Raw genomic sequence first — 8,078 nt, 5'->3', positions numbered from 1 at the left:
ACCCGTTACCCGTTACCCGTTACCCGTCCGCCCGGACCTTGATCTCAGCCCGTCCGGGCACGATTGTGCCCGTATGCGGGAGCATTTCCGCCAACCCTTCTACCAGCTTTTCGGCGCCTTCTTGTGCCTCGCCAGTACCGGCCCGGGGTTCACGGCAGAACCTCATTCGGATCTCGCGGGAAACACCAGCCGCTTCGGTTTCCAACTCCTTGCACGGCTCGTCAGGAATGAGCCCCGGAAACAGAACTTCGTCATCTCACCGGTCAGCATCGACCTGGCTCTGAAAATGACTTATGCCGGCGCCGAGGGAACTACCGCGACGGCCATCGCCGATACGACCGGTTGGAGCGGCATTGCCCGTGAACGGATCCTTGAAGCGGGGGCGGCTCTGCGAAACGCGCTTAAAGACGCGGGCACGGACGTCGAACTCCGGATCGCCAATGCAATCTGGGTCGACGCCCAGGTCGAGTTGAAAGATCAGTTCTCCCGGGAGATTAAAAACATTTTTAGCGGCGAAATCTTTTCCCGGCGTTTTCAGGATCCCGATATCGTCCGGGACATCAATACCTGGGTCAGCCGCCAAACCGCAGGCAAGATTTCCGAACTGGCCTCAAAGCCGCCGCCACCGCCATTGCTGCTGGTTGACGCCGTCTACTTCAAGGCGCCCTGGCGCAGCCGTTTCGAACCGCGCGCCAGCGCCGGCCAGGCATTCTACCTTGAGGATAAAACCCGGGTCGACGCCGTCATGATGCACCAGACCGCTTCTTTCCCCTACCTTAAGTCGGACGCGTTCGAAGCGGTCCGGCTCCCCTACATTGGGGATCGATTTGGTCTCGTTCTTCTGCTGCCAGCCGTCGGGCTGAGCACGAGGGATCTCGTCGCGCAGCTGAGTGAGCGTTCCTGGTCCGAGCTCCAAAGCCGGTTTCAACTCACCCGGTGTGACGTTGCGGTGCCGAAGTTTAAGATCACCTACGAAACGGCGCTGGACCAGCCCCTCAAGGACCTCGGCATGGACCAGGCATTTGATCGTCGGACCGCCGACTTTCGGCGCATGCTGGCCGGCACGACGTTCCCCTTGTACATCGGGAGCGTCCTCCACAAAACCTACCTTCGCGTGGACGAGGCCGGAAGCGAAGCGGCGGCCGCAACCGCGGTGGGGATGCGGGCCTCGGCGCTTCCGTTGCCAACGGGTATAAAAGTTGTTTTTGACCGGCCTTTCGTGCTGGCGATTACGGACCAGCGGACGCAGACCATTCTCTTCACCGGGATCCTGGGCAACCCCGAAAATGCCGGATTGTAAGTAGCGGCTCTCTCCGGGTAGAAACACCTCGGACCCCGTGCAGCGTCAAAGCGGTATCGTGCAATTGTCCGGATTGGCCGAGTAATCTTTATCTACAAGCACAAACATAACAGCCAGCCCTGTAACAACCAATAATTATGGTGAGATTGAATATTCCGATATAGCAAATATTCATGGGAGTGAATTTATTCGTTATAAGTTTATAACATCCCCCCGAAATATTGTTCGACTTGCATTTGTCTAACTCCTAAGCAAGTGGCATGAGCTTCTCATCGAATGCAGGGATGTTGCGAACAATGCTCATCGCCCTGCTTGGACGGACGGCCGTTCTTGCGGTAATAACGGGATTTTCCGTGGTCTGGCCCGCAGCAGGCCAGACCGGTCGAAGCGTCACCCTGCGTTGGGACGCGAGCGCCGGCCCTGACTTGGCCGGCTACCGTGTGCATTACGGGATGTCGAGCGGAAACTACACCCAGAAGAATGATGTAGGAAACGTCACTGGTACAACGGTCTCAAACCTCACCGCCGGGCAGACCTACTATTTCGTGGTCACGGATTACGATACCGCCGGGCTTGAAAGCGTGCCCTCAAACGAAGTGACTTACACCGTACCGGAACCGTCGCCTACTCCGACCCCTGTTCCGACCCCTGTTCCGACGCTCACTCCCACTCCCACTCCAACACCCACGTCCACGCGGGTCCAAGGCTCTGGCTCTGCGCTCACCGCTGCCCCCGATTCCGGCAGTTCCCCTTCTTCCGGCGGTACGCCTGCACTCACGCCTGCGCCGACGGCCACCCCTGCGCCAACGGCCACCCCTGCACCGACCGCTACCCCTGCGCCGACCGCTACCCCTGAACCATCCGCCACGCCTGAACCGTCCGCCAGCCCTGAACCGACCATCACCCCTGAACCGACCGTCACCCCTGCGCCGACGGCCACCCCTGCGCCGACGGCCACCCCTGCGCCGACCGTCACCCCTGAACCGACGCCGGAACCCACCCTGACGCCCTTCCCTACACCGACTCCGGATCCTAACGCGACACCGACGCCCACCCCTGCACCCCCCCTCTTGGTGAGTGTCATGGTTAGCTCACCGAACGGGGCGGATTTCGTCGATCCGGCCGCCATCACGCTTACGGCATCGGCGAGCGGTGGCAACGGGACGATCACCCAGGTTCAGTATTTCAACGGCAGCAGAAAAATCGGCCAGGCCTACCAGCCGCCTTACCAGTTCACGTGGCAGCAGGTTCATGCCGGCATCTACAACCTCACGGCCGTTGCGATCGACAACCATCACGCTGCAGTAACCAGCGGCCCTGTCACCGTATCGGTTGACCGCAGGTAGGTAGGGAGCGATGGGGATCCTCGGCTGGTATCGGCAGCCGGAAGGGAAAAGGGGGGCCTCAGGCCCACCGCGTCCGGAGCGACGGGCGGCGCGCTCAGCGGCCGGCGCTGGGGGGCGCCGTCCGTCGTAACTCTTCCAGTGCCTTCTGAACTTCCGCTCGAGACGTTGAGACGTTAAAACCGGTTTGCCGGTGCAATGCATCCAACTGCTCGATGACCAACTCGAGATTCTCAGCTTCACGCCTGACCTCCGCCTCCGCGGCTGCCCGCTCTTCGTCGCGTCTCCTTGCCTGCCGGCACCGCTGAAGCCCGTAGCCGCAGCCGGCCGCGGCGATGGTTCCCGTGAGAGCGATCATCCCCAAAAGCACGTTCATAGGTCGGCTCGTCAGCATAGCTTCCCTGCCGGATCGTTCAAGCAGCCGCTCATGGGTGAACTGCTCTTGGCATTTACGGCGTGTCCAGGCATGCTGGCGTGAACCCTTACGCCATGGCGACCTCACCTTTGCGAGCAGATCTTGAAGCGGAAAAGCATCGGATTCTGGAGACTCTGGACAATTTCCCCGGCCCTTTTGCCTCATCGAGCGCGCTCGGCGCGAGGAGTTCGCGGGCCAAAGCCGCGCTGGCCGAACTGGTGGACGCAGGAGAGGTGAGATGCTTCGGGCCCGCGGGCCGTCCCGGTTACCGGCTCGCCGGCCGCTGCTCTGAAGGTGAGCTCATCCGGGTCGTTGAGGAGCAGCTTCGAAGTCTGCACCAAGGGAGTACCCCGTTATTGATCCCATTCAGCCGGTTGGCGGCCGCATTGCGGAAACTGCCCGGACCGGTTCGGGAATACAAAATGCCCGCCCTGAAGCGGCTGGCCCAACGCAAGGAAGTGATCATCTTTCAATCCGGCCGGCAGAGTTTTTTCGTCTTTACGGCTTCCTTGAAGGATTACCTGCCTCAGGCAGCCGAGGCCGCGCCGCCGCCGTCCGTACGGGATGAAGCCTTACCGGAACGGATCCGGGACGCCTACACCGAAATCATGACGGCCCGCAACGCGCCCGATGTTCCCATTTCGGAGCTTTACGCCAGGGTTGGTGGCGCCCTTGAAGCATTCCACCGGATTCTGCGCACGGCGTGCTACGAACATCGCGCGGTGCCGACGATCGGGGAACCCACCTTTGCCTCGGATACGGCCCGCAACCAGGCTCTCGTCATCGAGGGAGAAAAGTTTCTGAACATAAAATTTTTGCTGTGAACCCATTCGACAACCTGATCGTCACCGAACCTCGCCGCGTCGAAGGCACGGTCGATTCAATCAACCAGGAACCGCTGGAGCGGGTGGTGTCCAGGTTCCGGGAGGTTGCGGAGAGCAACGGGACCGCTCCGCCGCGCATCCTGTTGATAACCTCGCCGGAACCCGGTTTCGGCAAGTCGCACCTGATCGGGCGGATCTTCCGGGCGTTGCAACGTGAAGCGTCGCTTGTCTACATCCGGCCGTTTCAGGATCCCGGCACCTGCTGGTACAACATCGTCGACAAGGTGATCGGCGAGCTGGATCGGCCGGATCGCGCAGATCGAGTGGCCTGTTGCCCGGGGGACCTGACCCAGTTGGAGACGATCTCACGCCGGCTATTAAGTTCAGTCTTCTGTCAGGCGGTCGAATCGGGTCCATTACGATCCGATGCCCTGCTGCGTTTCGTTCCGAGGTTTCGCCAGGACCCGGTTTCCATTTTCGACCGCCCGGACATCCGGGACGGGTTTACCGGCGCTTTCACCGCGTTTCTGCCGGGTTTGTGCGCCCAGCTGCGCAATCAGGCTGCCGCGTTGCGCAACAGCCCGTCCTCATGGTTGTCGGTCCTCTTTCATTATGCGCTCGCCGACGCCTCCGGGGATAAACGGCAACTCTGTCTGGACTGGCTGCGCGGCTTGCCTCTGGAACCGCCCGAGGCAGCCGGGCTCGGCCTCCGGGCTGCCGACGCCGTGCCGGCTGAGCTGCCGCCGGGTGAACGCGACGAGGTTTGTTTCCGGCGGTTGACCGACCTTTGCCTTTTGACGGCCGGCTACCGGCCGTTCCTTTTCTGTTTTGACCAGACTGAACTTTACAACCGGAGCCCGACGCTGGCTCACGCGTTCGGTGCCGTCCTCTCCCGGCTCAGGCGCGAGTTAACGAATCACCTGACGATCGTCACGGCAAACCAGGATGTCTGGGAACGCTCGATCGTCGACCGTTTCGAAAAGGCCGACCAGCACGCGATCGACCAGGTCCCGATTCGCCTGTCCGGCATCCGCGTCGGACAGGCAAGAGAACTCGCAAATAATCGTGCCAGGTTGTTTTCCATCGACGAGCGGAAGGCCGAAGAGTTTTTGGGCGGACCCTGGTTTGACAAGATGTTCGAGGCCCGGGTGGAGCGGAGCGCCCGCTCGGTTCTTCAGGAATGCGCCCTGCGCTGGGGCGGTCTCCGGTTGCCGAACGTCGAGGAAATCTTCCGCCTTTACCTGAGCGAAGCCCGCGCCAAGGTTCGGAGCCTTGCGCCCGATGAAAGCATCTTTCGTTGGTTCTTCGAAAATGGGCTTTCAAAGGTAAAAGGCGTCGAAATCACGCCCTTCACCAGCAAACGGGGCTACCTGACGGTGTGCTGGAAGACGGGCGCTAACGCAATTCTGTTTTGTTTTGAACCGGGCAACAATTACCCCCGATGGAACGCCATCGCGACCGAGGCGAGGCATTACCGGCAGCATGGCGCCGCGAAAGGTCTGCACGTCAGGACCGTGGGATTCCGATGGCCGCGGCAGCAGGAGTTCGGCGAGAAGACCCGCAGCGAGGTGCTCTCTCCGGCCGAATCGGCGTTGACGATTCTGCGCCCGTCTGAAGACGTGATCGCCCGGATCGTTGCGGCGTACGAACTTTACGCGGGAGTGATGCAAGGCAACCACAGCCAGGTAACGGAAGAACAGGTGCTGAGCTTCCTGGCGTCCCATTTCGAAAGGGAGATTGCCGAATGGCTTGGCCCGTCGCCGGAGCGCCGGCCCGAGCCGTCCAAACCTCTCGATGACCGTACCGCCTTTATTCGAGAACGTGTAAAAACCCTGGGTTCAATTTCCTGGCAGATCCTGCAGGGTGACCTGGAGAAGGCCGGTCTAAGGACCGACCTGCAAACGGCTCTGGCTTGCTGCGCCGCATTGGAAAGTGAAGTCAAGGTCTTTACCTCGCCGAATACCGCGTTCTTCCAATGGATCAGCTCAAGGTCACCGTAACAGATCTCTGCCGTATCAGCAGTGAGCCGGACGCACTTGAGCTCTATCTGGCGGGTAAACCGCTGCCCCGCCCTGCCCGGCCGCCTTCCGGGGCCGTGCGGGTTTTTGGTTCCTGGTTTCACCAGGTTGCGCAACAGGCTTCCAACCGGCTGGCTGACCCCCTTCAAGCCAACATCACCGATTCGCTAAAGAGCGCCGACGACATTTACGGCTGGCTGCAGCAGGAATGGACACGTTCATTCATCCGCGATTTGCTCGCCCGCGGCGAGGTCGACTCAGCCGCCCAGTTCAGCACTGCGCTCTACCATTTTGGCCTCCGGCTGGCTGAATTGCGAAAAGGCAGGTCCTGGTTTGAGCTGCTCGTCGAAGCGGAGAAACCGGTTTCCGCTCCGGTCAGGGTTGAGGGCAATCGCGCACTCTTCGTCACGGGGATTCTTGACGCAGTCCGGGCACGGCCCGATCGAACGCTTGAGATCGTTGATTATAAACTGACGCGTGGGGACCGGCTCGAACAGGAACTTCTGCAGATTGCGATCTACGCCGAGTTGTTAAGCGGGCCGGGAACGACGAATCTCTACCACGGCAGCCTCGAATACTTCCTGCCGCAGTTGCACGTTCAGAGCATCACGTCGCAGGAACTCAAGGATCTGTACGCTGCAAGGGTGGTTCCGGCAATCGACCGGATTTTCGCCGGACTGAATCCGGAGAAAATGATCCCCTCGATTCCCGCACCTTCGCGGCTGGAAAGGCCGCCGCGGGCAAAGCCGGTTATCGGGCTGGGCCGGAGCCGTGACGCGCAAGCGCGGGAAATCACGTTGCCGATGGCGGAACTCGCGCGGCACACGGCCGTGCTCGGCGGATCCGGCAGCGGCAAAACCACCCTGGCGTGTTCAATCGTGGAACAGACCCTGGAAGCCGGGATCCCGGTGGTGCTGCTGGACCGCAAAGGCGACCTGAGCCGATACGCTGATCCGGCCGCCTGGAGGCCTGGAGATCTTCCCCGCAAGGAGCAGGAACGTCTGTCGAGCCTGCGCAACTCGATTCAGGTCGAGCTGTACACACCCGGCGTGTCCAGCGGGCGACCCCTCGGCATTCGCCTGGCGCCGCCGGATTCCGGCGCCCTGACGGAAGAGGAGCGCACCCACGTCGCTCGCACCACCGCTGCCGGGCTCGGTTCGATGATGGGTTTCACGGCGGACCGCGCCTCCGATCAGCCGAGAATCGCGCTTCTTGCCAGGGCCATCCAGTTGCTCATGGAACAGCACGCACCCGTGACGTTACCGGCCCTCATTGAAATCTTACGGGTGCTGCCCAAGCCGCTGGTTCGTTCCATCGGTGCGCTTGACCCCTCAAAACACGGCCGCAAGCTCGTCGAAAACCTCCAAACCCTGGAGATCCTTAAAGGCGAGCTTTTCGGCACGGCACCCGAGACGTTGTCGGCCGATACGCTGATTCTCCATACGGACGAGGGTCCGAACCGGCTCACGATCGTTAACACTCAAGGCCTCAATGAAGCCGCGTTTTTCTGGATCGCACAATTCCTGGAGGAACTCGGCCGCTTCGCCAAGCATCATCCGTCGTCAGCTTTGCAACTGCTCGTGCTGATCGATGAAGCCGACGTTTACCTGCCTGCAAACTCTGTCCCGATCACCAAACCACCACTCGAAAACCTGTTGCGCAGAGGCCGGTCAGCCGGCATCGGCCTGTTGCTCGCAACGCAGAGTCCCGGCGACTTGGATTACCGTTGCCGCGAAAACGTCCGTTCCTGGCTGATCGGGCTCATCAAGCAAAACACCGCCTTGGAGAAGCTCAAGCCGATGTTTCCCCAGGCCTCGCGGGAGCAGTTGGACGCGGTTTCCAGACAACGCGTCGGTCAATTCTGCCTGGTGGCGGACGGTGAAGCCGTGAGCTTCGAGGCAACGCGCAATCTCATCGAAATCAGCCAGCTTCCGGAAGGCAGGATTCACGCGCTGGCGACCGCCACCGAGCGTAACGGGTAACGGGTAGCGAGTTGCTGGCGCGAGGCTCAGACTGTCAGCGTCGGTTTCCGGGCTTGACATCGGCAGCTCTCCCCCATCATTGCACCCGTTACCCGTTACCCGTTACCCGTTACCCGTTACCCGTTACCCGTTACCCGTTACCCGTTACCCGTTACCCGTTACCCGTTACCCGTTACCCGTTACCCGTTACCCGTTA

General features: G+C 61.1%; 6 protein-coding genes. 5 read left to right on the top strand and 1 reads right to left on the bottom strand.

Translation table 11 applies throughout. The features are described from left to right. The first annotated feature begins 73 nt into the window (after positions 1–73). Together JO015_21115 and JO015_21110 are read left to right on the top strand one after the other, a co-directional pair. A complete protein-coding gene (locus JO015_21115) occupies positions 74–1,300 on the top strand; it encodes a serpin family protein (GenBank protein ID MBW0001604.1) in 1,227 nt (408 codons plus the stop codon). 260 nt (positions 1,301–1,560) lie between these two features. Beyond that, entirely contained in the window at positions 1,561–2,646 is a 1,086-nt protein-coding gene (locus JO015_21110) for a fibronectin type III domain-containing protein (protein MBW0001603.1), read from the top strand. Positions 2,647–2,740: 94 nt separating this feature from the next. Here JO015_21110 and JO015_21105 read toward each other — a convergent pair whose 3' ends face one another. Further along, positions 2,741–3,019, bottom strand: coding sequence for a hypothetical protein (locus tag JO015_21105; protein ID MBW0001602.1), 279 nt, complete (start codon positions 3,017–3,019; stop codon positions 2,741–2,743). Positions 3,020–3,132: 113 nt separating this feature from the next. Between JO015_21105 and JO015_21100 the strand changes: the two genes are divergently transcribed. Genes JO015_21100 through JO015_21090 form a run of 3 tightly spaced genes read left to right on the top strand, consistent with a single transcriptional unit; the run spans position 3,133 to position 7,882 of the window. Next, positions 3,133–3,882, top strand: a complete 750-nt coding sequence (locus tag JO015_21100; protein MBW0001601.1) for a hypothetical protein — start codon at positions 3,133–3,135, stop codon at positions 3,880–3,882. Beyond that, on the top strand, positions 3,879–5,882 hold the full coding sequence (locus JO015_21095) for a hypothetical protein (GenBank protein ID MBW0001600.1): 2,004 nt from the start codon (positions 3,879–3,881) through the stop codon (positions 5,880–5,882). The genes JO015_21100 and JO015_21095 overlap by 4 nt, the downstream gene beginning before the upstream one ends. Beyond that, positions 5,858–7,882, top strand: coding sequence for a DUF853 family protein (locus JO015_21090; protein MBW0001599.1), 2,025 nt, complete (start codon positions 5,858–5,860; stop codon positions 7,880–7,882). Before JO015_21095 ends, JO015_21090 begins: the two co-directional genes overlap by 25 nt. The last annotated feature ends 196 nt before the right edge of the window (positions 7,883–8,078 follow it).

It is taken from the genome of Verrucomicrobiota bacterium (assembly GCA_019247695.1).
In the GTDB taxonomy this organism is placed as follows: domain Bacteria; phylum Verrucomicrobiota; class Verrucomicrobiia; order Chthoniobacterales; family JAFAMB01; genus JAFBAP01.
The sequence above is the reverse complement of the archived record's forward strand: the minus strand, read 5'-3'. Positions and strand labels throughout refer to the sequence as shown.

Coding starts and splice junctions, on each gene's coding strand:
- JO015_21115 (MBW0001604.1), top strand. CDS start 74: ATGCGGGAGCATTTCCGCCAACCCTTCTACCAGCTTTTCGGCGCCTTC.
- JO015_21110 (MBW0001603.1), top strand. CDS start 1,561: ATGAGCTTCTCATCGAATGCAGGGATGTTGCGAACAATGCTCATCGCC.
- JO015_21105 (MBW0001602.1), bottom strand. CDS start 3,019: ATGAACGTGCTTTTGGGGATGATCGCTCTCACGGGAACCATCGCCGCG.
- JO015_21100 (MBW0001601.1), top strand. CDS start 3,133: ATGGCGACCTCACCTTTGCGAGCAGATCTTGAAGCGGAAAAGCATCGG.
- JO015_21090 (MBW0001599.1), top strand. CDS start 5,858: ATGGATCAGCTCAAGGTCACCGTAACAGATCTCTGCCGTATCAGCAGT.